The organism is Tropicimonas sp. IMCC6043, from assembly GCF_004146235.1.
Lineage (GTDB): Bacteria > Pseudomonadota > Alphaproteobacteria > Rhodobacterales > Rhodobacteraceae > Tropicimonas.
The window spans coordinates 74,484-100,903 of record NZ_SELO01000008.1 but is presented as its reverse complement, the minus strand read 5'-3'; the positions used below and the strand labels follow the sequence as shown (position 1 = coordinate 100,903).

24 protein-coding genes, 2 tRNA genes and 1 pseudogene are annotated in these 26,420 nt (G+C 63.6%); 12 read left to right on the top strand and 15 right to left on the bottom strand.

Going from position 1 to position 26,420, the window contains the following annotated elements:
• Positions 1 to 4 precede the first annotated feature (4 nt).
• The 10 genes from EU800_RS10515 to EU800_RS10470 form a co-directional block, all read right to left on the bottom strand.
• Positions 5 to 202, bottom strand: a complete 198-nt coding sequence (locus tag EU800_RS10515) for a hypothetical protein (protein WP_129631587.1) — start codon at positions 200 to 202, stop codon at positions 5 to 7.
• A gap of 64 nt (positions 203 to 266) precedes the next feature.
• Positions 267 to 1,331 carry a tRNA epoxyqueuosine(34) reductase QueG gene (gene queG / locus EU800_RS10510; protein WP_129631583.1) on the bottom strand — a complete coding sequence of 355 codons (1,065 nt, stop codon included), beginning with the start codon at positions 1,329 to 1,331 and terminating at the stop codon, positions 267 to 269.
• Positions 1,312 to 1,977: a glutathione S-transferase family protein gene (locus tag EU800_RS10505; protein ID WP_129631580.1), complete on the bottom strand. Its 666-nt coding sequence runs from the start codon at positions 1,975 to 1,977 to the stop codon at positions 1,312 to 1,314. Before EU800_RS10505 ends, queG begins: the two co-directional genes overlap by 20 nt.
• A 64-nt stretch (positions 1,978 to 2,041) precedes the next feature.
• Complete coding sequence (gene mtgA / locus EU800_RS10500; RefSeq protein WP_129631577.1) at positions 2,042 to 2,782, bottom strand: monofunctional biosynthetic peptidoglycan transglycosylase; 741 nt, start codon at positions 2,780 to 2,782, stop codon at positions 2,042 to 2,044.
• 45 nt (positions 2,783 to 2,827) lie between these two features.
• On the bottom strand, positions 2,828 to 3,352 hold the full coding sequence (locus tag EU800_RS10495; protein ID WP_129631574.1) for a hypothetical protein: 525 nt from the start codon (positions 3,350 to 3,352) through the stop codon (positions 2,828 to 2,830).
• Positions 3,352 to 4,155: a VPLPA-CTERM sorting domain-containing protein gene (locus EU800_RS10490; RefSeq protein ID WP_129631571.1), complete on the bottom strand. Its 804-nt coding sequence runs from the start codon at positions 4,153 to 4,155 to the stop codon at positions 3,352 to 3,354. The genes EU800_RS10495 and EU800_RS10490 overlap by 1 nt, the downstream gene beginning before the upstream one ends.
• 174 nt (positions 4,156 to 4,329) lie before the next feature.
• The gene (gene gltB, locus EU800_RS10485; RefSeq protein ID WP_129631568.1) at positions 4,330 to 8,868 is read right to left on the bottom strand and encodes a glutamate synthase large subunit; all 4,539 of its coding nucleotides are present in this window, start codon (positions 8,866 to 8,868) and stop codon (positions 4,330 to 4,332) included.
• On the bottom strand, positions 8,865 to 9,281 hold the full coding sequence (locus tag EU800_RS10480; RefSeq protein ID WP_129631565.1) for a GFA family protein: 417 nt from the start codon (positions 9,279 to 9,281) through the stop codon (positions 8,865 to 8,867). Before EU800_RS10480 ends, gltB begins: the two co-directional genes overlap by 4 nt.
• Positions 9,278 to 10,012 carry a hypothetical protein gene (locus EU800_RS10475; RefSeq protein ID WP_129631562.1) on the bottom strand — a complete coding sequence of 245 codons (735 nt, stop codon included), beginning with the start codon at positions 10,010 to 10,012 and terminating at the stop codon, positions 9,278 to 9,280. The genes EU800_RS10480 and EU800_RS10475 overlap by 4 nt, the downstream gene beginning before the upstream one ends.
• 27 nt (positions 10,013 to 10,039) lie before the next feature.
• On the bottom strand, positions 10,040 to 11,473 hold the full coding sequence (locus EU800_RS10470) for an NAD(P)-dependent oxidoreductase (protein WP_129631559.1): 1,434 nt from the start codon (positions 11,471 to 11,473) through the stop codon (positions 10,040 to 10,042).
• Between the two features lie 217 nt (positions 11,474 to 11,690).
• On the opposite strand from EU800_RS10470, the gene EU800_RS10465 reads away from it, so the two are divergent.
• Positions 11,691 to 12,494: an undecaprenyl-diphosphate phosphatase gene (locus EU800_RS10465; RefSeq protein ID WP_129631556.1), complete on the top strand. Its 804-nt coding sequence runs from the start codon at positions 11,691 to 11,693 to the stop codon at positions 12,492 to 12,494.
• Positions 12,495 to 12,610: 116 nt separating this feature from the next.
• Here the strand turns inward: EU800_RS10465 and EU800_RS10460 are convergent, their stop codons facing one another.
• Positions 12,611 to 13,591 (bottom strand): complex I NDUFA9 subunit family protein, encoded by a 981-nt coding sequence (locus EU800_RS10460; protein ID WP_129631553.1) that lies wholly within the window; start codon positions 13,589 to 13,591, stop codon positions 12,611 to 12,613.
• A 179-nt stretch (positions 13,592 to 13,770) separates the two neighbouring features.
• On the opposite strand from EU800_RS10460, the gene EU800_RS10455 reads away from it, so the two are divergent.
• Together EU800_RS10455 and EU800_RS10450 are read left to right on the top strand one after the other, a co-directional pair.
• Positions 13,771 to 13,857, top strand: a tRNA-Leu gene (locus tag EU800_RS10455).
• Between the two features lie 78 nt (positions 13,858 to 13,935).
• A complete protein-coding gene (locus EU800_RS10450) occupies positions 13,936 to 14,604 on the top strand; it encodes a DUF6538 domain-containing protein (protein WP_129631550.1) in 669 nt (222 codons plus the stop codon).
• Here the strand turns inward: EU800_RS10450 and EU800_RS10445 are convergent.
• The 3 genes and pseudogenes from EU800_RS10445 to EU800_RS10435 all read right to left on the bottom strand — a co-directional run.
• A pseudogene (locus EU800_RS10445) lies at positions 14,582 to 14,857 on the bottom strand (IS21 family transposase); the annotation flags it as partial. The gene EU800_RS10450 and the pseudogene EU800_RS10445 sit on opposite strands and share 23 nt — an antisense overlap.
• Positions 14,858 to 15,127: 270 nt before the next feature.
• Positions 15,128 to 15,670: a hypothetical protein gene (locus EU800_RS10440; RefSeq protein ID WP_129631547.1), complete on the bottom strand. Its 543-nt coding sequence runs from the start codon at positions 15,668 to 15,670 to the stop codon at positions 15,128 to 15,130.
• A 258-nt stretch (positions 15,671 to 15,928) separates the two neighbouring features.
• A tRNA-Lys gene (locus tag EU800_RS10435) sits at positions 15,929 to 16,004 on the bottom strand.
• A 135-nt stretch (positions 16,005 to 16,139) separates the two neighbouring features.
• Between EU800_RS10435 and dapF the strand changes: the two genes are divergently transcribed.
• The 4 genes from dapF (at position 16,140) to EU800_RS10415 (ending at position 20,682) form a co-directional block, all read left to right on the top strand.
• Complete coding sequence (gene dapF, locus EU800_RS10430) at positions 16,140 to 16,940, top strand: diaminopimelate epimerase (RefSeq protein WP_371685621.1); 801 nt, start codon at positions 16,140 to 16,142, stop codon at positions 16,938 to 16,940.
• 1 nt (position 16,941) lies between these two features.
• Positions 16,942 to 18,198, top strand: a complete 1,257-nt coding sequence (gene mtaB / locus EU800_RS10425; RefSeq protein ID WP_129631541.1) for a tRNA (N(6)-L-threonylcarbamoyladenosine(37)-C(2))-methylthiotransferase MtaB — start codon at positions 16,942 to 16,944, stop codon at positions 18,196 to 18,198.
• A gap of 322 nt (positions 18,199 to 18,520) precedes the next feature.
• Entirely contained in the window at positions 18,521 to 19,882 is a 1,362-nt protein-coding gene (locus EU800_RS10420) for a nucleobase:cation symporter-2 family protein (protein ID WP_129631538.1), read from the top strand.
• Positions 19,883 to 20,079: 197 nt separating this feature from the next.
• Entirely contained in the window at positions 20,080 to 20,682 is a 603-nt protein-coding gene (locus tag EU800_RS10415; RefSeq protein ID WP_129631535.1) for a glutathione S-transferase, read from the top strand.
• Here EU800_RS10415 and EU800_RS10410 read toward each other — a convergent pair whose 3' ends face one another.
• Positions 20,683 to 21,342, bottom strand: a complete 660-nt coding sequence (locus EU800_RS10410; protein WP_129631532.1) for an outer membrane protein — start codon at positions 21,340 to 21,342, stop codon at positions 20,683 to 20,685.
• A 288-nt stretch (positions 21,343 to 21,630) separates the two neighbouring features.
• Between EU800_RS10410 and petA the strand changes: the two genes are divergently transcribed.
• From petA to EU800_RS10385, 5 genes are all read left to right on the top strand, one after another.
• Positions 21,631 to 22,209, top strand: coding sequence for a ubiquinol-cytochrome c reductase iron-sulfur subunit (gene petA, locus EU800_RS10405; protein ID WP_129631529.1), 579 nt, complete (start codon positions 21,631 to 21,633; stop codon positions 22,207 to 22,209).
• A 12-nt stretch (positions 22,210 to 22,221) separates the two neighbouring features.
• Entirely contained in the window at positions 22,222 to 23,559 is a 1,338-nt protein-coding gene (locus tag EU800_RS10400; protein ID WP_129631526.1) for a cytochrome b N-terminal domain-containing protein, read from the top strand.
• Between the two features lie 19 nt (positions 23,560 to 23,578).
• Positions 23,579 to 24,418, top strand: coding sequence for a cytochrome c1 (locus tag EU800_RS10395; RefSeq protein WP_129631523.1), 840 nt, complete (start codon positions 23,579 to 23,581; stop codon positions 24,416 to 24,418).
• Positions 24,419 to 24,609: 191 nt separating this feature from the next.
• On the top strand, positions 24,610 to 25,359 hold the full coding sequence (locus EU800_RS10390; protein WP_129631521.1) for a hypothetical protein: 750 nt from the start codon (positions 24,610 to 24,612) through the stop codon (positions 25,357 to 25,359).
• Between the two features lie 81 nt (positions 25,360 to 25,440).
• Positions 25,441 to 26,367, top strand: a complete 927-nt coding sequence (locus EU800_RS10385; RefSeq protein ID WP_129631518.1) for a DMT family transporter — start codon at positions 25,441 to 25,443, stop codon at positions 26,365 to 26,367.
• Positions 26,368 to 26,420: the final 53 nt, after the last annotated feature.

Sequence of the window (26,420 nt, the reverse complement as noted above, 5' to 3'; positions counted from 1 at the left end):
GTCGTCAGGCCTCCTGACCGCGGTCGATTCTCAGAAAGGCTTGCGTTCGCAGGGCCGAGTTCAGGGGCCCCTTCCGGCGCCGGATCAGATACTGGGCGGCGTAGCTCGAACCCTCTGGTGCCTGACGCTGCGCTGCCGCTGCATAAGGCAGAACCAGCGAGTGGAAACGGCTGTGGGGGCGGTCAAGAACATGCTTCGACATGCGATCCTCCGTTCGGTGTTTCGTCACGATAGCATATATGCAGGCGTCGTCGAATTGACAGGGATCAGATCGACCGGGCCAATCGGGTGAGCGCCCATCGCGCCGCCTCCGCGACGGTCTCGTCGGGATCGTCCAGCAATCGCTCCGCCGCCGCACCGAGATCCGCCCGTCCGGAATTGCCGATCGCATAAAGTACGTTGCGGACGAGGCGATCGCGTCCGATCCGTTTGATCGGACTCCCCGCGAAGCGCCGACGAAAAGCGGCGTCGTCAAGCGCCGCGAGCTCGGCCAGTGGCGGCGCGTCGAGGTCGTCCTTCGCGGCGTAGCGAAGTTCCGTGGCCGCGGCGGCGAACTTGTTCCAGGGACAGGCCGCGAGACAGGCATCGCAGCCATAGATCCGGTTTCCCATCCGCGCCCGCAGCTCTGGCGCGACCGGCCCGGAATGCTCGATTGTCAGGTAGGAGATGCAGCGGCGGGCATCCAGCCTGTAGGGCGCCAGGAACGCATCGGTGGGGCAGGCGTCGAGGCAGGCGCGGCAGGAGCCGCAATGGTCCACCTCCGGAGCATCTGGCGGGATCTCGAGCGTCGTGAAGATCGCGCCGATGAAGAACCAGTTGCCGATCTCCCGGCTGACAAGATTGGTGTGCTTGCCCTGCCATCCAAGCCCCGCCGCCTGGCCGAGCGGCTTTTCCGCAACCGGCGCGGTGTCGACGAAGACTTTCACCGCGCCACCGGCCTCCGCGATGAGCCAGCGCGCGAGCCGCTTCAGCCGCTTCTTGACGATATCGTGGTAATCCTTGCCGCGCGCATAGACCGAGACGGTCCCGAGTTCCGGTCGGTCCAGGCTGGCCTCGGGCGGCGCGTCGGGGCTGTAGCTCTCTGCCAGGACGATGACGGACCGGACCTCGGGCCAGAGCGCGCGCGGGTCACCGCGCCAGCCGATCCGGCGTTCCATCCAGTGCATCTGGCCGTGGTAGCCGCCCCCGACGAATTTCTCGAGGTCCTTCGCCACTTGCGGGATCGCGTCGGGCCGGCAGAGACGCAGGCGGGTAAACCCCTCCACCGTCGCCTGTTGCAACAGCCTCTCCTTGAGCGGAGTCGTCGGGGTCTCAGAAATCGAGGTCGGCATATTGCCGGGACGGTGGAAAGCCGGGCACCTGGTCGGCCAGAAGGCCTCGGAAGGCCGGGCGCGACTTGATCTTGGCATACCAGTCGCGGACATTGGCGCTGCGGTTCCAGTCGACATCGCTGATGTAGTCGAGCGCCGAGATATGTGCCGCGGCGGCGAAATCGGCGAGCGTCATCCGGTCACCGGCGAGCCAGCGGCGCTGGTCCAGCAGCCAGTGCATGTAGTCGATGTGATACTTGATCGCCCGTGCCCCATCCTTGACGTTGCGGCTCTCGGGATAGCCCTGCTTGGAGATCTTCTTGTTGACCCGCTCGTAGAGCAGCTTGGTCGTGACTTCGCTGTGGAACTTGTCGTCGAACCAGGCGCAGAGCCGGCGCATCTCGTAGCGCTCCTTCGGCGCCGTGGGAAACAGCGACGGCTCGGGAATGGTCTCCTCGAGATATTCGCAGATCGCCTGGCTCTCGGCCATGTTCATCCCGTCCATCCGCAGAACCGGAACCTTGCCGGCCGGGTTGCGGCGCAGGAAATCGGCATCCTGTTCCCAGTAGCGCTCCTCGACCAACTCCACCTCGATCTTCTTTTCTGCCAGCACGAGCCTGACCTTCCGGCAGAAGGGAGACAGCGGAACGTGATAGAGACGGTTCATCAAGGGCCTTTCGGGCAGAAAACGGAGGAGATTTGCCCCGTTCTGCCGCGCTTGGGACGAATTTTCAATCCTCGAAACAGGCGGCACGCCCGTCGGCGGCGATCGTCGCCGCACCTTCGACAATCGAATCCGCGCGCCTGCGCAGCCAGGGGCTCGGATTGTCGGCATCGCGCGACTTCGGAGCGGGCAGGACCGCCGCGATGCGCGCCGCCTGCTGCACCGTGAGGTCGGCGGCGGGGCGGCCGAAATAGCTTTCCGCGGCGGCCTCGATGCCGAAGATGCCCTCGTCCATCTCCGCGACATTGAGATAGACCTCGAGGATCCGCCGCTTCGGCCAGAGGAGTTCGACAGCAGGAGTGAGCGTGGCCTCGAGCGCCTTGCGCAGCCAGCTCCGCTCCTGCCAGAGGAAGACGTTCTTGACCGTCTGCTGCGTGAGCGTCGAGGCGCCACGCCGCGCGCCATCGTCCAGCGCGTCGCGGATTGCGGCCATGTCGAACCCCCAGTGCAGGCAGAAATTCGCGTCCTCCGCCGCCACCACTGCGCGGGCCGCGTCGGGGGAGATCTCTTCCAGCGGCACCCATTCTCGCTCCACGCCTCCGATCCGACGCGACTCGCTCCAGATCGTGTGCGTGGTCGGTGGGTTCACGACCCGGAAGAGCAGGATCAGGAGCACCACCAAAAGGATCGGGGCGAGCAGCAACAGGCGCGTCCAGCGCCGCAGCGCCCGCGCGATCCGCACCAGCCGCCCGTCGCCGCGTCGCGCCTTTGCCTTGCCGGCCGGCTTTCTGCTCTTTGCCCTTGCCACGCGCCACACATGCCGCGCGCCGCCGCTCCCCGTCAAGCCGCCCTTTCAGCCGCCACGCAACTCCGAAACGAGTGCCAGCAGGTAGCGCTCGGCCTTGCGCAGATCCGCCAGCCCCTGGATTCCGGGGAAGTCCCGCGCGGCCTCGCTGACGGCGTAGAAGCGGATCTCGATCCGAGAGCCGTGCAGGGAGAGAGCGATCCGCGTCGTCGGCGCATCGGCGACGTTCATTCGGTTGCCGATCATCCCCTGCCGCGTCATCTCGGCGCGGATTTCCTCGGTATCGACGGCAAGGATATTCGCGTCGCCGGTCAGAAAGCCGACAATCTCCGCGACCCTTTCCGGCGGCAGCTTGGTCCGGATAGCGGCAATCCTGTTGGGCACCGCGCGCAACTCGGCCACGCCGTCCGGCGCAATCGTCAGAAGCGGTTCCGATCCGCTGCTCGCGCTTTCCATGTCGAAGACGAGCAGGTGTGGCTCTTCTGCCAGGCCAGGACCACACAGAAGGATTGCAGCTGACGCAGCGGTTGCGATCACGCGCCGAAAAAGCCGGGCGAGACCCTCGCGGGCCATCAGGGCCTGCGGCGTCGCGCAGTCGCGATGCCGCCCAGGGCGCCGAGCAACAGCAGGCCGCTGGCCGGCAACGGCACCGCGGTCATGTCCAGCACGACGTACCCAAGATCCGCGAAGGACTGGATCGTCGTATTGCTGACCGTAGACGGCGTGTTCAGCCATCCGCTCATCAGTTCGTACCGGAAGGCGTCATCCGCGCCTGCGCCGCCGCCGTCGACCTCGTTCCAATGAGCATCGGCCGTGCCGCTCCCGCCGCCCAGTTCCACCGGGACATTGCTGCTGTTATTGCCGAACTCGGCATTGTAGGCCGCGACGGCCGCCGAACCGGTATAGCGGCCCGGGTCACTGGCTCCGTCATAAAGGCCGTTCATCTCCCAGAGCGTGCCGAACCCGATGACATGCGCCATTTCGTGCTTGATGACGTCGAGCAGGCTGCCGTTGTTTTCGAGCCGGATCAGGTCGGCAGTGTCGAACCGCATCTGCCCGACGGTCGAATAGACCGTTCCGAGACGCGTCGCGTATCCGAGATAACTGGGCCCGGCCGATCCGAGAACGCCATAGGCGCCGTCGATGTCCTCTCCCAGAGCGGTGATCGTGACCCCGGTCAGGTCCACGACGCCGACCTTGTAGCCGAGGATGACGCTTTCCCAATAGCTTTCTGCCTGCGCGAAGATCGCCTGCTGGCTTTCCGTTAGCCCGCCGGCAAAGACCACATCGATGTTGAAATCGGTGATTGCATGGGCAGCGCCGGACCAACTGATCGCAAGCAATCCGGCAGCGATCGTCGGCTTGAAACTCTTCATAAGGATAAATCTCCCGGCAATAGGAACAACCCGTCGAATCCGCGACTCGGCATGAGCCGACGAAACGGCCTTCGCGCCCGATCTATCCCTTCATCTTGAGTTAAACTTTGGCCAAAAAATGGCTGGACCCGGCCAGATTGGCCGGGTCCAGCAGTGTTCGCGCTGCAATCCGGACTATTCCGCCGGGATCGCGTCCTGTTCGATAGCGAGCGGGTGCGGAATATGTGCCAGCATCTCGATCGGGCAGACCTGAATGAAATTCCCGAGCTCGAGATCCCAGTGCTGGAGAATATCGGCCGCCTTGACCGACTGGGTTTCCGCGACATGGCGCTCGATCAACCCGCGCAGCTCCGCCTCCCAATGCGGATGCGAGACCTCGGAACTGACCAGCGTCTCCATGTTCATGAGCTGCCGCGACGTGCCGTCCGGATCATAGAGGTAGGCCATGCCGCCGGTCATGCCGGCGCCGAAATTGGCTCCGACCGAACCGAGGATGACCGCGACGCCGCCGGTCATGTATTCGCAGCCGTTCGAACCGCAGCCCTCGATGACCACCTTTGCGCCTGAGTTCCGCACCGCGAAACGTTCGCCGGCGCGGCCGGCGGCGAAGAGATAGCCGTCGGTGGCGCCATAGAGCACGGTGTTGCCGATGATCGTGTTGTCGTCCGCTTTCAGCGGCGAGTTCATCGGCGGACGCACGACGATGGTCGCGCCCGACAGCCCCTTGCCGACATAGTCGTTGGCATCCCCCGACACCTCGAGCTTCAGTCCCGGCGCGCCGAATGCGCCGAGCGACTGGCCGGCCGAGCCCGTGAGCTTGACCGTCAGGTGATCGGGTTGAAGCGCGTTGCGCATGCCGAAGCGCTGCACGATATGGCTCGAGGTGCGCGTTCCGATGGTGCGATGCGTATTCTGTACCGCGTAGGAAAGCTGCATCTTCTCGCCGTCCTTCAGGAATCGCGCTGCATCGGCCACGATCTGGGCATCCAGCGTGTCCGGCACCGCGTTGCGCGGCTTGTTCAGGTCATAGTCGATCTCGCCCGCGCTATCGACCTTGATCAGCAACGGGTTGAGGTCGAGGTCGTCGAGATGCGCGTTACCGCGCGAGACCTGCGCCAGCAGGTCGGTGCGGCCAATCACGTCGTCGAGGCTCCGTGCGCCGAGCTCGGCCAGGATTTCGCGCACTTCCTGGGCGTAGAAGGTGATGAGATTCACCACCTTGTCCGCCGTGCCGGTGAACTTCTCGCGCAGCTTCTCGTTCTGCGTGCAGACGCCCACCGGGCAGGTGTTGGATTGGCACTGCCTCACCATGATGCAGCCCATGGCGATCAGCGCGGCGGTGCCGATGCCGAATTCCTCGGCCCCGAGCATCGCCGCAATGACGATGTCCCGGCCGGTGCGCAGCCCGCCATCGGTGCGGAGCGTCACCCGGTCGCGCAGCTTGTTCATCGCCAGGACCTGGTGCGCCTCGGTGAGGCCCATCTCCCAGGGGAGACCGGCGTATTTGATCGAAGTGGCCGGGCTTGCGCCGGTGCCGCCGTTATGGCCGGAGATCAGGATCACGTCCGCCTTGGCCTTGGCCACGCCGGCGGCGATCGTGCCGACGCCGGAAGAGGCCACGAGTTTCACCGTCACCTTGGCGCGCGGGTTGATCTGCTTGAGGTCGTAGATCAGCTGCGCAAGGTCTTCGATCGAATAGATGTCGTGATGCGGCGGCGGCGAGATCAGCGTCACGCCCTTGGTCGAGTGGCGCAGCCGCGCGATCAGGTCGGTGACCTTCATGCCCGGAAGCTGGCCGCCCTCGCCGGGCTTGGCGCCCTGGGCCACCTTAATCTCCAGTTCCTCGCAATGGTTGAGGTATTCGGCGGTGACTCCAAACCGCCCTGAGGCCACCTGCTTGATCTTGGCCGAGGGGTTGTCGCCGTTCGGCTCGGGCACGAAATGCGCCGGATCCTCGCCGCCCTCGCCGGAGTCGGACTTGGCGCCGATCCGGTTCATCGCGACGTTCAGCGTCTTGTGCGCCTCGGGGCTCAGCGCGCCGAGCGACATGCCCGGCGTCACGAAACGCTTGCGGATCGAGGTGATGGACTCCACCTCCTCGAGCGGCACCGGCCGTCCGAGCGGCTTGAAATTCATCAAGTCGCGCAGATGGATCGGCGGATTCGCCTGCATCTTCTTGGAATACTGCTTCCACAGTTCGAAGGATCCGGCGTTGCAGGCCGATTGCATCATATGCATCGTCTGCGCCCCCCAGGCATGGGTCTCGCCCGACTTGCGCGCCTTGTAGAAGCCGCCAAGCGGCAGGATGTGGGTCGCCTCGCCCCAGCCGTCGCGGTGAATCCTCTCCGCCTTCACCTGGATGCCGGCGACCCCGATACCGGAGATGCGGCTGGTCATGCCAGGGAAGAACTCCGCCACCATGGCGCGGCTGAGCCCCACCGCTTCAAAATTGAGACCGCCCCGGTACGAGGCGATGACCGAGATGCCCATCTTGGACATGATCTTGAGCAGGCCCGCATCGATCGCCTTGCGGTAGCGCGCCATCGCTTCGTTGAGCGGGCCTTCCAGAAGTCCACGGTCGATCCGGTCGGCGAGACTGTCCTCGGCGAGATAAGGGTTCACCACCGTCGCGCCGCAGCCGATCAGCACCGCGAAGTAGTGTGGATCGACGCATTCGGCAGAGCGGACATTCACCGAGGTAAATGTCCTGAGCCCCTTCTCGGTCAGCCAGGAGTGAACGGCGCTGGTTGCCAGGATCATCGGCATCGCCACCTTGTCTTCCGACTGGTGATGGTCGGTCAGTACGATATGCCCGGCGCCCGAGCGCACGGCGTCCTCCGCCTCCGCGCGAATCCGGTCGAGTGCTTCCCGCAGCGCGTTCTGCGCTCGGCCTGCCGGGAAGGTGCAGTCGATCTCAACCATCGGCGACTTGAACTCGGAGACCAACTTGTCGAACTGGGTGTTGCCGACGAAGGGGCTCTCCAGGACGATGATCTCGGTCTGGCTCGAATCCTCGTCGAGCACGTTCTTGAGGTTGCCGAACCGCGTTTTCAGACTCATCACCCGGTATTCGCGCAGGCTGTCGATCGGCGGGTTGGTGACCTGGGAGAAGTTCTGGCGGAAGAAGTGGCTGAGCGGCCGATATTTTTCCGACAGCACCGCCGACGGCGTGTCGTCGCCCATCGAGGCGATCATCTCCTTGCCGTCCTCGGCCATCGGCACCAGGATCTGCTCGATCTCCTCGACCGAATAGCCCGCCGCGATCTGCCGTTTCCGAAGCTCGCTGCCGGAATAGATCGCCTTTTCGGTCTCGCCCGCGAGAACATCGTCCAACTCGTTGATCTTGCCGACCCATTCGCCGAAAGGCTGGGAGGCGGCGAGCTTGTCCTTGAGCTCCTTGTCGTGGAAGAGCTTGCCCGTAGAAATGTTGACCGCGATCATCTGACCCGGCCCGAGCGCGCCTTTCTCGACGACCGTGCGTTCATCGGTCGGCACCATTCCGACCTCCGAGCCCGCAATCAGCAAGCCGTCGCCGGTCACCACGTAACGCATCGGCCGCAACCCGTTGCGGTCGAGCCCGCCGACGACCCAGCGACCATCGGTCATCGCCAGCGCCGCCGGCCCGTCCCAGGGCTCCATCACCGAGTTCACATAGGAATACATGTCCTGCCAGGGCTCCGGCAGGTCCACTGCCTGCTTGGACCAGCTCTCGGGCACCAGCATGGTCTTGGCCATCGGCGCCGTGCGGCCGGCACGCACCAGCATCTCGAAGACGGAATCGAGCGCCGCCGAATCCGAGGAGCCGCGCGCGATGATCGGCTTGATGTCCGCGGCCATCGGCCCGAATGTCGCGTGCGCCATGCGGATCTCGTGGCTCTTCATCCAGTTGATGTTGCCCTTAAGCGTGTTGATCTCGCCGTTATGGGCGAGCATTCGGAAGGGCTGCGCCAGCCACCATTGCGGGAAGGTATTGGTCGAATAGCGCTGGTGGTAGATCGCGAAGGCGCTCTCGAAACGTTCGTCTTGCAGGTCCGGGTAGAATTCCGCCACCTGCTCGGCCAGCATCATCCCCTTGTAGATAAGCGATCGGCAGGACAGCGAGCAGACGTAGAAATCCGGCACACGCTTGTTGGCCGCCGCCTTCTCGATGCGACGGCGGATGACGTAGAGCTCGCGCTCGAAGGTCTCCTCGTCGACGCCCTTGGAATTCGAGATCAGGATCTGTTCGATCTCGGGCCGGGTCGCGTTCGCCTTCTCGCCGAGGCAGGAAATGTCCACCGGCACGTGCCGCCAGCCGTAGATGTAGTAGCCCATCCGCAGGACCTCGCTCTCGACGATGGTCCGGCAAGTCTCTTGGGCGCCGAAATCGATCCGCGGCAGGAAGATCTGACCCACGGCGATGAGCTTGTTGACATCGGGCTCGTGGCCGGTGCGGCGGATCTGGTCGTAGAAGAACGGTACCGGGATCTGCAGGTGGATGCCTGCGCCGTCGCCGGTCTTGCCATCGGCATCGACAGCGCCGCGGTGCCAGACCGCTTTCAGCGCAGTGATCCCGTCCTCGACGACCTTGCGGCTCTTCTGCCCGTCGATCGCGACGACAAGGCCGACGCCGCAGGAGGAATGCTCGTCCTCCGGGCGATACATGCCGTGCTCCGCCAGCATGGAACGCTTGGCTTCTTCGCGGGCGACCCAGTTGTGGTCATATTCGGTCATTGCAAACGCTCCTCTTCGACGAAGGGGTTTTGGGATTCGTATTCGGCGCGTGTCCGGCGCGGGTGATCACCGCAGAGCTCCGCAGATCCGAGCCGGTGATCGACATAGATTTCTGAGGTCAGCGCGAAGCTCGCGGCCTCCTCGAACAGGCCCGGCAGCAGCTCATAGTCGCCGCCGTCGTCCTGGATCCAGAGATGGCTACCGCAGGTTTCGCAGAAGGCGCGCGTAGCGAATTCGGACGAGCGGAACCGCCGGACCGGGCCCGCCACAGACACCTGCTCGGGCGCCGCGGTGAAGACGAAGAGGGCCGCACCGGTCCAGAGCCGGCACATCCGGCAATGACAGGCGCTGACCTCACGCGCCTCGGGCGTCACCTCGAGCGTGACCGCCCCGCACAGGCACTGCCCCTTCATCGCCACGGTCCCATCGATCCCTGGCGGAAGGCAATCTCCTCGGCCGTGTTACACCCGTAGAGCGGGGTCATGTCGGCGAACCCAGGCTGGCCCGGCCGGATGAACTTGACCGGGCTGAAGTCGTTCGAGATTTCCTCGCCGTCGCGCAGATACTGATCGGGGCCAAGGAAGAACAGCCGCTCTTCGGCAAGCACATACTGGTTGCCGGCGACGGCGAAGATCTCTTCGCCGCTCGCAGCATCCATGGCCGTCGACGAGAACTCCGTCTCGAGAAGTTCCACCCCGTCGATCGTCACCGTGCGCCCGGTCAGCGCGTCGTAGCCCTGGTGGACCACGTCACGAATCCCGTCCGGGCCCTGCTCGCGGATCACGAAGGCATAGCTGTCGCGTCCGGTCTCCAGCAATTCGCCGAGCGATGCCGGGTCGGGGGCCTCGCCGGTCAGGAACTCGCGGGTGCCGTCCCGGAAATACTGACTGTCGAGCCACTGGAACTCCCGATCGTAGACCGAAAGCGAAAAAGCGCCGTCGGCATCGTAATGCACCTCCCAGACGGCCTCTTCGGGCGCGGCATCGCAGCGCCAGTAATGCGAGACGCCGCAGCCCTTCTGCTGCACGGTCAGGAAGGCTTCGCAGCCTTCCGGGACCTCGATCGTCTCGGCACGCGCCGATCCGGCTCCGATCGCCAGCGCGCATGCCGCCACGCGGAGTCCTGCCTGAAGCGCGTTTGCCATGTTACGTTCCTTTCCGCAGCGGGACCGCTACTCCGCCGCCACGTCAGCGGCGGTATTGAACCGTTCGAGGATCGCGTCGGCGGCCTCGCGACCGTCCCGGATTGCCCAGACCACCAGCGAGGCGCCGCGGACGATGTCACCCACCGCGTAGACCCCAGGCAAGGAGGTCTCGTGGCTGCGGAAATCGGCCTTGATCGTGCCCCAGCGGGTGACCTCCAGTTCCGGTTCGCCCCAGAGCGTCGGGATGTCCTCCGGCTCGAAGCCGAGCGCCTTGATAACGAGATCGGCCGGCTCCGTGAAATCGGCCCCCTCGATCACTTCCGGACGCTGGCGCCCGCTCGCATCCGGCGCGCCAAGCCGCATCTTCTGCACCATCACGCCCGAAACCGGTTCCCCGAGGAAACTCTTCGGCGCGGTCAGCCACTCGAAGATGACTCCCTCTTCCTCGGCATTCTGCACCTCGCGCTGCGAGCCCGGCATGTTAGCGCGGTCGCGGCGATAGAGGCATTTCACGCTCGTCGCGCCCTGCCGGATGGCGGTGCGCACGCAATCCATCGCGGTGTCGCCGCCGCCGATCACGACGACCTTACGGCCTTTGGCATTGAGTTCCCCGGACTCGTAATCCGGCACGCTGTCGCCGAAATTCTGCCGGTTGGAGGCGGTGAGGTAGTCGATCGCCCGGACGATCCCGTGTGCCCCCGCGCCCGGGCCCTCGAGTTCGCGCGACTTGTAGACGCCCGTGGCGATCAGGACGCAATCGTGCTTCTTGCGGATATCCTCGAAGGAGATGTCCTCGCCGACATTGCAGTTCATGACGAACTCTACGCCGCCGTCGGCCAGCTGCGCGTTGCGCCGCAGGACGATGTCCTTCTCAAGTTTGAACCCGGGGATGCCATAGATCATCAGCCCGCCCGCGCGGTCATAACGGTCATAAACCGTCACCTGTACGCCGGCGCGCCGCAGCCGGTCCGCCGCGGCCAGCCCGCCCGGGCCCGCGCCGATGATGCCGACGCTCTCCGGCCGCTCGCGCCGCGGCGTGATCGGCTTCACCCAGCCCTTCTCCCAGGCCGTGTCAGTGATGTATTTCTCCACCGCACCAATCGTCACCGTCCCGTGGCCGGACAGCTCGATCACGCAGTTGCCCTCGCAGAGCCGGTCCTGCGGGCAGATCCGACCGCAAATCTCGGGGAAGGTGTTGGTGTATTGGCTGAGCTCGTAGGCCTCCTCGAGCCGGTTCTCGGCGGTCAGCCTCAACCAATCGGGGATATTGTTGTGCAGCGGACAGTGGGTTTGGCAATAGGGCACGCCGCACTGGCTGCAACGCCCGGCCTGTTCGGTGGCCTTGGCGTCCGCATACTCGCCATAGATCTCGTTGAAGTCATGCGCGCGCGCGTCGGCGTCCCGCTTCTCGGGCATCTGCTTGTCTACCGACACGAACTGGAGCATTCGTTGTTTGGCCACAGTCAGCCTCCATCATTCAGTCTAGGCTGATTACACGTCCGCTGGCGGGAAATAAAGTCATTAATCGTGACCTAAATGCCGGAAAGTGCGCCTCAACCCGGGCCGCAGAAGGCCTGCCTTCTCAATTAAAGGTCAGCATAGGCAACCTACTTATGCTCTTTCCTTTCGGAATCATCTGGTTACTCTGCGCCCGCCCGGACCTCGGGAGGCCGTCCCCATGACCTATTTCCATCTGCTCCTTGTCGCCGCGATTCAGGGCCTTACCGAATTCCTTCCGGTTTCCTCCTCGGGCCACCTGATTCTCCTGCCGCAACTCTCCGGCTTGGACGATCAGGGCCTGACGATCGACGTGGCCACCCATGTCGGCACGCTGCTTGCGGTGATCCTCTATTTCTGGCGCGATGTGAAAACTGCGCTCGGCGGTATCCCGAGGCTTCTCCGCGGACGTGCCGACACGCAAGGCGCCCGTCTCGCGCTGCTTCTCGTCATAGCCACGATCCCGGTGATTCTCGCGGGACTGGTTCTCAAGCTGACCGGGCTCGACGAGGCCATGCGCTCCGTCGCCGTGATCGGCTGGACCATGCTGCTCTTCGGCATCCTTCTCTACTGGACCGACCAGAGAGGCGCCGAGGAGTTCAAGGCAGAGGAGTGGTCGATCCGCCATGCCTGGATCCTCGGCCTCTGGCAGGTCGTGGCGCTGATCCCCGGCACATCGCGTTCGGGCATAACGATTTCCGGCGCCCGCTACCTCGGCTACGAGCGCCGCGATGCCGCACGCATCTCCATGCTGATGTCGATTCCGACGATCCTCGCCTCCGGTACACTGCTCGGGCTCGATGTCGTGGCCCATGGCGAGATGGCGTTGTTGCGCGATGCCGCCATCGCCGCTGCCTTCGCCTTCGTCGCCGCGCTGCTGGCGCTTAGCCTGATGATGCGCCTGCTGCGCTCGATCAGCTTCACTCCCTACGTGATCTACCGCTGCGTTCTTGGAGTGGTCTTGCTGTGGATCGCCTATGGCTGACGTGTTCGACCGTTTTTTGCCTTATCAGAGGCTCGCCACCCGCTGAACGCCGGCGCCCGTCTGAATCGGGCAACGGACGATCGGAGGCAGGATGGGAGCGTGCCGCCCCCGCCTTCTCAGACTTTGAGATTTGCTGCCGACTCCGTCAGCGCCTCGAACTGTCCGCCCGGGCGGTAGCGCCAGAGATATTCCGGAAGGATCGCGGCGAGCGACTGCGGCTCGATCCCGAGATCGGCAAAGGTCTTTGCCCCTTCGGAGACGACATTGTCTCGCTGAAGATTGCGAATCTGGTCCCGCGTCAGAGGTGCCTCGACATTGCCCAGCGTGACCTTCTGGATCACGCCGAATGTCCCTGCCATCAGGTTGGCGATTCCGGTCGGGACGTCGTTGATCAGCCGGTTGCGGCGCACGATCTTCAGCATGAGCTTCATCAGGTCGCGGAAGCTCGCCACGTCCGGCCCGCCGAGTTCGTAGATCCCCGGCGCTGCCTTGCCCGTCACACCGGCGACCGCGGCCTTGGCGACATCGTCGACATAGACCGGCTGAAACCGGGTGTCGGCACCGATGATGTTCAGCACCGGGCCAAAGCGGGACATCGACGCGAACCGGTTGAAGAACTCGTCTTCCGGGCCGAAGATCACCGAGGGCCGCAGGATGACAGCGTTCGGCATGTGCCTGAGCACCGCAGCCTCTCCGGCAGCCTTGGTCCGGGCGTAGTCCGAGTCCGAATTGGCATCCGCGCCGATCGCAGAGATATGCACAAGTGTCTCGATCCCGGCCTCGGCGGCGAGGCGTGCCACACGTTCCGCGCCCTCGGCCTGGATCGCATCGAAGGTGTTCTTGCGGAACTCGGCAAGAATCCCGACGCAATTGACCACCGCATCCGCACTGTGCATCGCCGCGCGCACGCTTTCCTCGTCACGGAGATTGCAGGGCACCGGCTCGACCTGGCCGACCTCGCCATAGGTTCGTACGAAAAGCGATTCGTCCGGCACACGCGTAGCGACCCGCACCCGCCAGCCTTCCTTGGCCATGCGGCGGGCAATGTAGCGTCCGACGAAGCCGGAGCCGCCATAGATCGTGACGAGCCTGGACATGTAAGCTTCCTCCGTGCGGTGACTTGCGTCTCGAGATAGCGTCGCAGGGCCAGGGGAACAAGCAGCGATTGCGTCGCGGGGCAGGCGCTCGGGGCGCTCGCGCGGGCGCGAGTCAGATTCGATCCGATTGGCGTTGACAGCCTTGGACCCCGGATATAATGACCGCGCTCACGACACCTGCCCAGGTGGCGGAATTGGTAGACGCGCTAGCTTCAGGTGCTAGTGTCCGTATGGACGTGGAGGTTCGAGTCCTCTCCTGGGCACCATAAACGTCGTGATTCATCCAATGAAATCATATACATACTACAGCATGAGCCCTTGTGAGGTGTCACAAAGTGGTTCACATGGCTGTTGTAATCTATGACATCGGAGCCTTCAGACTGTTGGCAAGTCACCTCTACAAGAAGAAGAACAGTGAGGTCTGGCAGTTCAGACGCCGCATCCCCGCTGACGTTGCCAAGCACTATCCCGGCAATAAGAGCGGATACATCCAGTTCTCACTGAAGACCCAGGACAAGGCCAAAGCCGCCATGAAAGCTGACGCGGAAGCGCAGCAGCAAGACGCTCTATGGGAGAGTTACAGGACTGGCGAGCTAGAACACGGCCCTGAGGAAGTAAAAGCCGCTCTGGCTCTCCTTGCTTCCTATGGTCTCAAGCCCGGACAATCGAAGTTCTATGCCGCTGAGGGGATAGAACCGGACAGGTTCGTATGGGACTTGGAATCTCTCGCTGGGATTGGCCCTGAGAACACCGAACAGGAGAACACCCAGCGCTGGGACACCGAGCTACCGCCGGTTCATCGGCTCGCCGCTGACATGTTCTACGGAGACAAAGTTCCAGTCTTCCTGTCCAATGCTTTGAAGGAGTTTCAAACCCTCAAGGTCCAGGACCCATCCACTGACGGGGAAAAGGGTCGGGTGCGTGTCGTGAACGAGTTCATTGGTCGATACGGCGATTTGCCGATTGAGCAATACACCCGAGATAATGCCAACGACTTCGCACGTAGTCCTTGATGATGGTGTAGCCGCCCGTGAACCCATGCTCGTCACGGAGCCGTTCGAAGATCCGTTTGGCCGTGTGGCGCTGCTTGCGCGGCCGGTCCCGATCCTCGGACAGCCACTGATCGATTACTCCGGTGAACCCATCCAGCTTCGGTCTCCGGACCGGCGCCGTCCGCCGGTAGCCCGGTGGAACCGAAAACAGGATCATCTTGTCAACGCTGTCGCGTGAGATCGCGAAATGCCGGGCTATCGCCCGCTTGCTCATACCTTCACGGAAATAGGCGTGACGAACCTTCCGATACATCTCCACGGTGAAAATGCTCCCGCCCCCCTGAAATCAGAACAGAAAGGGCCGATACTGGGCGACTTTTGCTCCGCCCGCAGCGAGAAACATCCCCGCCGCTACCGTGGTCGACTATTCCACTGCCGTTCTCAACCAGTTCTTCATAAGGCTTTCTAGAACTCGTATAGCGGAGCGAATCTGCCCCTTCTCGTAGCCATCACAGTTGGCTTCTCGCGACAGCTGATAAAGCTCTTAGATCAGCTGCTTTGCCGAAACATTCTCGAAAAAGTTGCTAACATCCGTACAGGCCAAATACTGCTCGCCCTTTAAGAAGGTGAATGACAGTCCCTCGAAATCTAGCCACTTGTTGATCTTGTGTGAAAACAGATACTTGCTTTCGGTTTCATGGCGTCTGTATCGGTAGCTCAATACTCTGTGGGATAGTAGAGGATCGATCCGGGGAACTAAAAAAGTGCAAATTGCTTGGTAGACAAAACGATCAAAGAAGTCCGTCTCCAGTGAGTATCGTTCGGCGAACCCTTTCTTCGGTATGGCCCGCAGGTAACGACGGTCCCCCGAATAGACGCCGTTCCAATCACTCAAGCAACCAAGAATTACGGCCTTCGCATAGTCCTTGTCGCCGAAGATGTCTGAGTAACCCAGAGTGTCCGCGTACCAATCATCGCGCATGTCTTGCTGCAAGTGTTGCAACACAAGATCAAAGTTGATCGGAAATCCCAGCGCTTGGCCGCTGCCAAACAAATCTGCTTCAAGAAGGTCAATTTCGTCGCCCAACTTTTCGCTCACCTTGGTACGTCGAATAACTCGACTGCATGATTGTCCGGCGCTCTCGCAAAGTTCCAGTGTTGTGGGGGATGGTCAAGGCCTCTCAAACCTCGTCTGGCACGACAACGGTTGAGTTGAAGATTGCCCTAGCCATGCCGCAGGCAACGAGTGTTCGGCAACTCTGCGAGCACGTTCTACGGTTGCGTCCTATATGCGTCCTAGAAAACCAAAGGGCTCAGGCGCTTCCGCCTAAGCCCTTGTTTTTGATGGTGAGCCGTACAGGATTCGAACCTGTGACCCACTGATTAAAAGTCAGTTGCTCTACCAACTGAGCTAACGGCCCATCCAAGGCCCGCTGCTTAGGAAACCTGCCATGCAGGGTCAAGCAGAAAATGTTCGCTCTCTTCAAAACCCCTCAGAGTCCGCGTATACCCCGCGCACCATGCGCGAATCCCGGGAAACACAGGTCTTGAACTTCATGAAGATGCACGGGCTGGGCAACGATTTCGTCGTTGTCGATGCCCGCCATGTGCCCGTGACCGCGGTGGACCGGATCGCCCGTGCGCTCGGCGACCGGCGGCGCGCTGTCGGGTTCGACCAGTTCGCGCTGATTGAGCCGGACCGGGAGGCCGATGCGCGGCTCACCTTTTACAATGCCGACGGTTCGCTCTCGGCGACCTGCGGCAATGCCACGCGCTGCGTGGCCCGGTTCCTGATGGACGAGACCGGGTCGACGGCGGCGCTTCTCCGGACCGAGCGCGGCCTGCTTGCCTGCGCCGACGCGGGCGATGGGCTGACGCGTGTCAATATGGGCGTTCCCCTGCTTGACTGGTCCGACGTGCCGCTGGCCGAGGCCGTCGACACGCTCGCGCTTCCGATCGAGGGCAATCCGGTGGCCACAGGCATGGGCAATCCGCACTGCACCTTTTTCGTCGACGATGTCGATGCGGTGGATCTCGCCAGCTTCGGCCCTGCGCACGAGCATCACCCGATGTTTCCAGAGCGTACCAATGTCCAAGTCGCGCATCTGATCGGGCCGGATCACCTGCGGATGCGGGTCTGGGAGCGCGGTACGGGCATCACGCTCGCCTCGGGGTCGTCCTCATGCGCAACTGCCGTGGCCGCCGCCCGCCGCGGACTGACCGGGCGTAGTGTCACCATCGAGCTGGACGGCGGGACGATCCAAATCGACTGGCGCGAGGACGGCGTGCACATGACCGGGCCGACCGTGCATGTCTTCGACGGCGTTCTTACCCCGGACTTCCTCGGGAGCCTCTGAGATGACGGCCCCCGTTTTTTCCACGCTCGGCTGCCGGCTCAACGCCTACGAGACCGAGGCGATGAAAAAGCTCGCGGCCCGGGCCGGCATTGACAACGCCGTCGTCGTCAATACCTGCGCAGTCACCGCGGAGGCGGTCCGCAAGGCACGCCAGGAGATCCGGCGGCTGCGCCGCGACAATCCCGAGGCAACGCTGATCGTCACCGGTTGTGCGGCGCAGACCGAGCCCGAGACCTTCGCCGCGATGGACGAGGTCGACCGGGTCATCGGCAATAGCGAAAAGATGCAGCCTGCCACTTGGAACGCCATGTCCGGCCCCGATTTCGTCGGTGCGACCGAGCGCGTGCAGGTTGACGACATCATGTCGGTGCGCGAGACCGCCGGCCACCTGATCGACGGCTTCGGCAGCCGCAGCCGCGCCTATGTCCAGATCCAGAATGGATGCGATCATCGCTGTACCTTCTGCATCATTCCTTTCGGCCGCGGAAATTCCCGCTCGGTCCCGGCCGGCGTGGTCGTGGACCAGATCCGCCGGCTGGTGGAGCGCGGCTTCAACGAGGTGGTGCTGACGGGGGTCGACCTGACGAGTTGGGGGGCGGACCTTCCCGGAGAACCGCGGCTCGGCGACATGGTCATGCGCATCCTGACGCACGTGCCGGAACTGCCGCGGCTCCGGATCTCCTCGATCGATTCCATCGAGGCCGACGAGAGGCTGATGCAGGCGATCGCCACGGAACCGCGCCTGATGCCGCATCTGCACCTGTCGCTCCAGGCCGGCGACAACATGATCCTCAAGCGGATGAAGCGACGGCACGCGCGGGAGGATGCGATCCGCTTCTGCGAGGAGGCCCGACGGCTCCGGCCGGACATGACCTTTGGCGCCGATATCATCGTCGGCTTCCCGACGGAAACAGAGGCGATGTTCGAGAACTCTCTGGCGCTCGTCGAGGAGTGCGGACTGACATGGCTGCATGTCTTCCCCTATTCCGCACGCAAGGGAACCCCGGCGGCGCGGATGCCGCAGGTCCGGGGCGGTGCGATCCGGGAGCGCGCGGCGCGGCTGCGGTCCCTGGGCGAGGCACAGGTCGCGCGACATCTCGCGGTCCAAGTCGGGCGGAGCCACCGGGTCCTTCTCGAGAGCCCGCGCATGGGGCGGACGGAGCAGTTCACGGAAGTCATTTTCTCCAGCGACCAGCCCGAGGGGAAAATTGTTTCGGCACGGATCACCGGCACGCAGGGCGGCCAACTCTGCGCCTGATCCTGAGAGTTTTGACCTGAGCATAGTCCGCGAGCCGTCGTCGCGTCGCTTGCGTGTTCCCTCGCGGGCAAGGTGCATCCGAGCGGAGCCCGGAATCAGGCTGGGCGGCCATCGGGTTTCGTCGCAGTTCACTCAACGGCGTCGAACGTGGTCCGCCCGTCTCTTGGGCAGAGTGGCCGGTCGCATCCGAATCCGCCCAAGAATTGACCATGTCTCTCTGCGTTGCGGCAACGGCTGTCCGCCGGCGGAACGCCGCGCTTTTTCAACAGCTCCGCTCGTCACAAGCTCGGGTAACGGAATATCACACCGGGGGTAAACAGATATGAGCCAACAAGACGTAATGCCGCTGGTCTACGGCCTGGACGATGTGCCGCCGCCACCGAAAGCCGCGCTCGCCGCCGTGCAGCATGTGCTTGCCTCGATCGTCGGTATCGCCACGCCGTCGATCATCATCGGCGGCGCATTGGGGCTCGGCGAACACATGGCCTATCTCGTCGCGATGGCGTTTTTCGTGTCGGGGGTTGGGACCTTCATCCAATGCCGGCGCATCGGGCCGATCGGCTCGGGGTTGCTGAGCCTGCAGGGAACCTCCTTCGCGTTTCTGGGCGCAATCCTCGCTGCCGGCTTCGCCGTCAAGGGGCAGGGCGGCTCGTCCGAGGACATTCTCGCGATGATCTTCGGCCTCTGCCTGTTCGGATCCCTCGTCGAGATCGTGCTGTCGCAGTTCCTGGACCGGCTCAAAGGCATCATCACGCCGACCGTGACGGGCGTCGTGATCACCGTCATCGGCCTGTCGCTGATCAAGGCGGGCTTCACGGATTTCGCCGGAGGCGCACGCGCCGGCGAGGATCTCGGTAAACCAATCTACCTCCTGATGGGATCGCTCGTGGTGACGGTGATCCTGGTCACGACCTTCGTGGGGAACCCCATGCTCCGGATCTCCGCGATCATGATCGGCCTTGTCGTCGGAACCATCGTTTCCGCCGTCTTCGGCATGGTGGACGTGTCGGCCCTGAGTTCGGCCAGCCTGTTCGCGCTGCCGGTGCCGTTCAAATACGGGATCGATTTCGACATCGCGCTCTTCGTCCCGATCGCCTTTCTCTACCTGATGACCGCGATCGAGACTTCCGGCGACCTGACTGCCAATTCCGTGATCTCCGGCCAGCCGGTCGAGGGCGATCTCTACATGAAACGGATCAAGGGCGGTGTGCTTGGCGACGGGGTCAACTCGGCGCTCGCCGCGGTCTTCAACACGTTCCCGAACACCACCTTCTCCCAGAACAACGGCGTCATCCAGATGACCGGTGTGGCGTCCCGGCATGTCGGAATGTGGGTCGGCGGATTTCTCGCGCTGATGGGGCTCTTCCCGGTGATCGGGACGTTCTTCCTGATCATTCCGAAGCCCGTGCTCGGCGGAGCAACCCTCGTGCTGTTCTCGACAATCGCCGTGGCTGGTATTCGGATCCTGTCCTCCGAGGAGATCACGCTGCGCCGCATCTACATCATGGCCGTGTCCTTCGGCCTCGCGCTCGGCGTCACCCTGGTTCCGGATTCGACCCAGAATCTCCCGGTCTTCCTCCAGCAGGTCTTCGCCGCGCCGATCACCATCGCGGGCCTCTCTGCGATCATTCTGTCGCTGGTGCTTCCCGAAGACGCGGAGCCGACCGTCGAGGCGGCGGAATAGTCCCTCAGGTCACCATAACCTCATGGGTCCGCCTTTCGGGCGGGCCGCTTCGCGGATCGCTACCGGAGCGATGCACACTGACGCCGAAGCAACGCGGTGAAATCACGCATGAGGCCCCCGTCCCTCGCGACGGACCTGCCGATTTCCCACCGCTGCCGGTTGCTGTAGCCTCTTGCCGACAGCAACCGGAGACTCCCATGCAGCTTTATCACGCCCCCGCTTCGCCCTTCACCCGCAAGGTCATGGTCACTCTGCACGAGACGGGGCAGGTCGATGCGGTGCAACTGGTCTCCGCGACCGGCAGCCCGACGGATTCATCGCGGATGCCGGTGTCGCAGAACCCGCTCGGCCGGATCCCGACGCTGGTGCGCGACGACGGGCCGGCGCTCTTCGACAGCCGCGTCATCTGCCGCTACCTCGACGCCCGCGCCGGGGGTGGGCTCTATCCCGAAAAGCGTCTCTGGGAGGTGCTCACGCTCGAGGCGCTGGCGGACGGGATCATGGAGGCCGCGGTTCTCATGGTCTACGAATCGCGCTGCCGGCCGGAGGACATGGTCTATGATTTCTGGGTCGAGAGCCAATGGACCAAGATCTCCCGCGCGCTCGACGCACTCGGGGATCGCTGGATGAGCCACCTTGCCGGGCCGCTTGATATGGGCCAGATCGCGACGGGCTGCGCCCTGGGCTACATCGACTTCCGGCACGGCGACCGCGACTGGCGCGCCGGCCGCGAGGCGCTCGCGAGTTGGGAATCGGACTTCGCCTCCCGCGCGTCGATGCAGGCCACGCGGCCGGAATGATCAGAAGCTGTAGCTCACGCCCAGGTTGATACCCCAGGTGGACATGTTCGAATCGAGGTTTCCGCCGCCATCGAGATCGGTCGAGACCATCGAGAAGGTCGACTTGTATTCGCCGAACAGCGCCCATTTCTCGTTCAGCGCGTAGGAAACGCCGGCCGCGATCATCGCCGAGGGACCGGCAAGCTGATACTCGAAGGTCTCGTCGTCGCTGCCCGTGCGCGTCACCTCGACATGCGGTATCGCGAGGCCCACGCCAGCGCCGACATAGGGCGTGATCTTGCCCTCGGCCCAGATCCCCGGCCAGCGATAGAAGACATTCGCCGTCAGGCTGTTCAGGCCGTCAGTGAATTCCAGCGTGTCGAAACCGAACTCTTCCCGCGTCGCGTCGGAAGCATAGGCCTTGGTGTGCTCGAACTCGACACCGAAGCCCAGTCGCTCGCTGCGCCACCAGGTTGCACGGACGCCCCAGTGCGGCGGCATCTCGAAGCTCTTGCCTTCCCAGTCCGCGAGGAAGTCGAAATCATCGCCATTGGAGTCCTCGCCGCGCACATGGCTCGAGAAGACCTCCTGAACGCCGGTGTAGAAACTCAACTCGACCTCGGCGGCGGCCGGGAGCGCCATTGCTGCGGTTGCGGTCAGGGCGATCAGAAGTCGCTGCATGTCTCGAACTCCTCTGGGGGGATGGCGTGCTGATATCACAGGAGTGGCGCGATTCCAGCCGATTCCGCCGAAAGCTATGTTAGCGGTGAACTCTTGCCGAGAGTCCGCCGCTGCGACGCAGCGACACATGCAGGCAGGTGCATATTTTGGGGCAATTGCGACAACCCGCCGCAGAGTCAACACATTCACGGGTGGACGGCCAAATACGCTGCCTCTAATTAGCAATGCAGACTTGCTGTGCCGCCGGCACCGCAATGTATGAGTATAGCCAGGAAAGGGAGAGCCCCCGTGTCCCATGCAGAAGACCACGACGGCAGCCGTCGCGACTTCCTCTACTACGCCACGGCAGGCGCCGGAGTGGTCGCTACCGGCGCCGCGGTCTGGCCGCTTATCAACCAGATGAACCCCTCCGCCGATGTTCAGGCGCTCAGTTCGATCCTCGTCGACGTCAGCTCGCTGGAAACCGGTTCGCAACTGACCGTGAAATGGCTCGGCAAGCCGGTGTTCATCCGCCGCCGCGCGGAAAGCGAGATCGAGAACGCCCGCGCGGTGGATCTCAGCGCGCTCGTTGACAACCGCGCCCGCAACGCGAATATCGACACTGCCGCCGATGGCGCGGACCAGAACCGCACGATCGACGAGGCCGGGGAATGGCTGGTGATGATGGGGGTGTGCACCCACCTGGGCTGCGTGCCGCTCGCCGATGCGGGCGACTACGTCGGCCCGGACGGCATCGGTGGCTGGTTCTGCCCCTGCCACGGCTCGCATTACGACACGTCCGGGCGGATCCGGAAGGGTCCCGCGCCGGAGAACCTGCCGGTTCCCGTCGCCGGTTTCTTCGACGAATCCACGATTCAGCTCGGCTGAGGGAGGAACATTATGGCTGGCATTCCCCACGACCCTTACGAGCCGAAGACCGGCGCCGAGAAATGGGTCACCCGGCGCCTCGGGATCATCGGTCTCCTCTATGACACGATGGTCATCCCGACGCCCAAGAACCTTAACTGGATGTGGATCTGGGGTATCGTCCTGGCGTTCTGCCTCGGGCTCCAGATCGTCACCGGCGTCATCCTGGCGATGCACTACACGCCGCAGGTCGACATGGCCTTCGCCTCGATCGAACACATCATGCGCAACGTGAATGGCGGGCATTTCCTGCGCTACCTGCACATGAACGGCGCCTCGCTGTTCTTCTTCGCCGTCTACCTGCACATTTTCCGGGGCCTCTATTACGGATCCTACAAGGAGCCGCGCGAGATCACCTGGATCATCGGCATCCTGATCTATCTTTGCATGATGGGCACGGCCTTCATGGGCTACGTGCTGCCCTGGGGCCAGATGTCCTTCTGGGGCGCGACGGTCATCACCGGCCTGTTCGGTGCCATCCCCTTCATTGGTGAGCCGATTCAAACCTGGCTGCTCGGCGGTCCGGCGGTGGAAAACGCCACGCTCAACCGCTTCTTCTCGCTGCACTACCTCCTGCCTTTCGTGATCGCCGGCCTGACGATCGTGCATATCTGGGCCTTCCACACGACCGGCAACAACAACCCGACCGGGGTCGAAGTGCGCCGCGGGTCGAAGGAAGAGGCGAAGAAGGACACCCTGCCCTTCTGGCCCTATTTCGTGATCAAGGATTTCTACGCACTGGCGCTGATCCTGATCTTCTTCTTTGCCATCGTTGGCTGGATGCCGAACTATCTCGGCCACCCGGACAACTACATCGAGGCGAACCCGCTGGTGACGCCGGCGCATATCGTGCCCGAATGGTATTTCCTGCCGTTCTACGCGATCCTCCGGGCCTTCACGAGCGACGTCTGGGTGGTGATGTTCACCAACTGGATCACCTTCGGGCTCGTCGACGCGAAGTTCTTCGGCGTCATCGCGATGTTCGGGGCGATCATCGTCTGGGCGCTGGTGCCCTGGCTTGACACCTCGCGGGTCCGCTCCGGCCGCTACCGTCCGATGTTCAAGTGGTGGTTTGCGATCTATTGCGTGGACTTCGTCGTTCTGATGTGGGTCGGCGCCATGCCGGCTGAGGGGATCTATCCCTACATCTCGCTCGCCGGCTCCGCCTACTGGTTCGCCTTCTTCCTTGTGATCCTGCCGCTGCTCGGCGTGATCGAGAAACCGGAAGAGGCCCCCGAGACCATCGAGGCGGATTTCGACGCCCATTACGGCACGCCCGAAGGCTCCGCCGCGGCCACCCCGGCCGAGTGACAGGAAGGATCGTTCTGACATGATCAAGCAATTCGCACTCACCGCGGCCGCAGCTCTCGTCCTCTCGGGCGGCGTGGCCAGCGCCGCCGGCGACACCGAGCTCCGGCCGGCCGAGTCCCACGGCACCCACGACGTGGCGTTCTCCTTCGAGGGACCGTTCGGCACCTATGACCAGATGCAGCTCCAGCGAGGGCTACAGGTCTATACCGAAGTCTGTTCGTCTTGCCACGGCATGCAGTATGTTCCGATCCGCACCCTGAGTTCCGAGAGCGGCCCCGGCCTGCCGGAGGATCAGGTTCGCGCCTATGCGGAACAGTTCCTGGTCACCGACGAGCTGTCGAACCCGCAACTCTTCGATCGCGAGAGCGAAGAATACCGGGCACTCACTCCGAATGACCATTTCCCGGCCAACCACAGCCAGGGCGCACCTGATCTCAGCCTGATGGCCAAGGCGCGCGCCGGCTTCCACGGGCCCTACGGCACCGGCATCAGCCAGTTCTTCAACGGCATCGGTGGCCCAGAATACATCGTTTCGCTCCTCACCGGCTATACCGGCGAGGAGAAGGAAGAGGCGGGGACGATCTTCTACGAGAACACCGCCTTCCCGGGCGGCTGGATCTCGATGGCGCCGCCGCTCTACGGCGAGGATGTGGAATTTGCCGATGGCCATCCAAATTCGCTGCATCACGAGGCGGTGGACGTCGCTGCCTTCCTGATGTGGGCCGCGGAACCGCAGATGATGGCACGCAAGAAGACCGGCTTTATCGCGGTCATCTTCCTGACGGTCCTGACCGTCCTGCTCTACGCCACCAACAAGCGGCTCTGGAAACCGGTCAAGAAGGCCGCCAAGGAAGCCTGATCCGGCGCTTCGCGGACTGAAATTTCTTTGAAAGGGCGCCTCATCCGGGCGCCCTTTTTCACTTTCGGACGCAGCGGACCGCCGAGTCTTTCCGGAAACACCGCCGCACGGGCGAGGTCTGTGCCCTTCCATCTTCAGGGAAAGTCCGAAAGATACGCCGCATCCCCTGTTTTCCGGAATCGCCTTGCCAAATGTCCCCACGAACCCGCGTTCTTCTTGCTGCCTTTCTCGTGTCGTTTCCCGCAATCGCCTCCGGTCAGGAGCTTGCCTATCGCGGCCTCGGTCTCGAGCTTTCACATGTCGCCAACGATCCCGCGCAGATCGGCCTAGGCGCCCTGGGTTCGGTGGAGATGCACTTTGGCCGCCGGTTCGGCCTGCAAGGCAATCTCGGGGGCGAGTATCTGACGACCGACGGAGACGACCAGCCCGCCGCGCTGTTCGCGCTGCACCCGTTCCTCCGCCTCGGGCACGGGCTCTCCTTCGGCGGATATTTCCTGGGCCGTGCAGCAGAAGACCCGGCGACGGCGGCCGGCGTCGAGATCGCCTGGATGGCCCGCAACGGTTTTACCGCCGAAGCCTATTTCGGCGAGGCCTGGGGCGATGAACTGGCGGAGGACGGCTACGCCACCTCCAAGGGCGCGACGATCGGCTATACGTTCAGCCATGACCTCTACGCGACACTGTTCTTCAACAAGGACACCACAAGCGAATCCGGCCGGACCGACCGGGACTACTACGATTACGGCGTCGGCCTTGACCTGCCGGTCGACGCAGCGGGACGCACTCACCTCACGGCCGGTTTCGGCCATATCCGTTTCGATGCCGAAGGCGGGCCGGAGGCCAAGCTCGCGCTCGGCCTCACTCGGCAATTTGGCGGCAGCCAGCAGCGCCCGACCTTCACCTGGCAGCGTTCGGTGCTGACTGGCCTCGTCGGCTTCTGACACCGCTTCGGCGACAGGCTGTTCGGGCCGATGCGCCGCCGCAGGCGTGACATTTCCGATAAAACCTGCACATCTGGCGCCATGAATCCCACTCGCGCCATCCTGATGAAGCTCGGCTCCGTTGCCTTCTTCGTCGTCATGCAGAGCCTCATCAAGGCGACCGGGGGCCGCGTGCCGGCCGGCGAGGTGGTATTCTTCCGTTCCGCCTTTGCCCTGCCGGTGATCCTGTTCTGGCTGCATCTCGACGGTGGGTTGGCGACAGGGTTTCGCACTGCCAATCCGATGGGCCATGTCTGGCGCGGCTTCCTCGGCACCTCGGCGATGGGCCTCTCCTTTGCCGGCCTGGTGCTGCTGCCGTTGCCGGAAGTGACCGCAATCTTCTACGCCGCGCCGATCCTCGTCGTGATCTTCGCGGCAATGTTTCTCAACGAGCGGGTCGGGATCTTCCGGCTCTCGGCTGTGGCGGCCGGCATGGTGGGGGTGCTGATCGTTCTGTCACCACGCCTTTCCATCGGCTCCGGTACCGGAATGCAGCACGCCGAGGCTTTGGGCGCGATGCTCATGCTGACGGCGGCGGTCTTCGCGGCGTTGGCGCAGATCTTCATTCGCAAGATGGTGGCAACCGAGCGGCCGGGCACGATCGTGCTCTATTTCAGCCTCACCGCAACGCTGCTGTCGTTCCTGACGATCGCCTTTGGCTGGGTCGTTCCGACGCCACGCGATGCGATGCTCCTCGTGATTGCGGGGCTTTTGGGCGGCGCCGGGCAGGGCCTCCTGACCATGGCCTATCGCGACGGCGACGCTTCGCTCGTTGCGCCCTTCGACTATGCCTCGATGCTCTTTGCCGTGGTGATCGGCTACACGATCTTCGGCGAGGTTCCCGCGCGCTCGACGCTTGCCGGTGGGGCTATCGTGGTGGCCGCCGGCATTGCCATTATCCTGCGCGAGCGCCATCTCGGCCTCAAGCGTGCACGCCAGCGCCGCGCGTTGACTCCGGGCGGGCAATAAACTCCGGGCGTCGGGGCTCTTGAGCCTCTCCGCGACGCCCCGTAAACGGGTCG

Excerpts from the sequence above, each read along its gene's own strand:
- EU800_RS10515 (WP_129631587.1), bottom strand. The coding sequence starts at position 202 with ATGTCGAAGCATGTTCTTGACCGCCCCCACAGCCGTTTCCACTCGCTG.
- queG (WP_129631583.1), bottom strand. The coding sequence starts at position 1,331 with ATGCCGACCTCGATTTCTGAGACCCCGACGACTCCGCTCAAGGAGAGG.
- EU800_RS10505 (WP_129631580.1), bottom strand. The coding sequence starts at position 1,977 with ATGAACCGTCTCTATCACGTTCCGCTGTCTCCCTTCTGCCGGAAGGTC.
- EU800_RS10495 (WP_129631574.1), bottom strand. The coding sequence starts at position 3,352 with ATGGCCCGCGAGGGTCTCGCCCGGCTTTTTCGGCGCGTGATCGCAACC.
- EU800_RS10490 (WP_129631571.1), bottom strand. The coding sequence starts at position 4,155 with ATGAAGAGTTTCAAGCCGACGATCGCTGCCGGATTGCTTGCGATCAGT.
- gltB (WP_129631568.1), bottom strand. The coding sequence starts at position 8,868 with ATGACCGAATATGACCACAACTGGGTCGCCCGCGAAGAAGCCAAGCGT.
- EU800_RS10480 (WP_129631565.1), bottom strand. The coding sequence starts at position 9,281 with ATGAAGGGGCAGTGCCTGTGCGGGGCGGTCACGCTCGAGGTGACGCCC.
- EU800_RS10475 (WP_129631562.1), bottom strand. The coding sequence starts at position 10,012 with ATGGCAAACGCGCTTCAGGCAGGACTCCGCGTGGCGGCATGCGCGCTG.
- EU800_RS10465 (WP_129631556.1), top strand. The coding sequence starts at position 11,691 with ATGACCTATTTCCATCTGCTCCTTGTCGCCGCGATTCAGGGCCTTACC.
- EU800_RS10460 (WP_129631553.1), bottom strand. The coding sequence starts at position 13,591 with ATGTCCAGGCTCGTCACGATCTATGGCGGCTCCGGCTTCGTCGGACGC.
- EU800_RS10450 (WP_129631550.1), top strand. The coding sequence starts at position 13,936 with ATGGCTGTTGTAATCTATGACATCGGAGCCTTCAGACTGTTGGCAAGT.
- dapF (WP_371685621.1), top strand. The coding sequence starts at position 16,140 with ATGAAGATGCACGGGCTGGGCAACGATTTCGTCGTTGTCGATGCCCGC.
- mtaB (WP_129631541.1), top strand. The coding sequence starts at position 16,942 with ATGACGGCCCCCGTTTTTTCCACGCTCGGCTGCCGGCTCAACGCCTAC.
- EU800_RS10420 (WP_129631538.1), top strand. The coding sequence starts at position 18,521 with ATGAGCCAACAAGACGTAATGCCGCTGGTCTACGGCCTGGACGATGTG.
- EU800_RS10415 (WP_129631535.1), top strand. The coding sequence starts at position 20,080 with ATGCAGCTTTATCACGCCCCCGCTTCGCCCTTCACCCGCAAGGTCATG.
- EU800_RS10410 (WP_129631532.1), bottom strand. The coding sequence starts at position 21,342 with ATGCAGCGACTTCTGATCGCCCTGACCGCAACCGCAGCAATGGCGCTC.
- EU800_RS10400 (WP_129631526.1), top strand. The coding sequence starts at position 22,222 with ATGGCTGGCATTCCCCACGACCCTTACGAGCCGAAGACCGGCGCCGAG.
- EU800_RS10395 (WP_129631523.1), top strand. The coding sequence starts at position 23,579 with ATGATCAAGCAATTCGCACTCACCGCGGCCGCAGCTCTCGTCCTCTCG.
- EU800_RS10390 (WP_129631521.1), top strand. The coding sequence starts at position 24,610 with ATGTCCCCACGAACCCGCGTTCTTCTTGCTGCCTTTCTCGTGTCGTTT.
- EU800_RS10385 (WP_129631518.1), top strand. The coding sequence starts at position 25,441 with ATGAATCCCACTCGCGCCATCCTGATGAAGCTCGGCTCCGTTGCCTTC.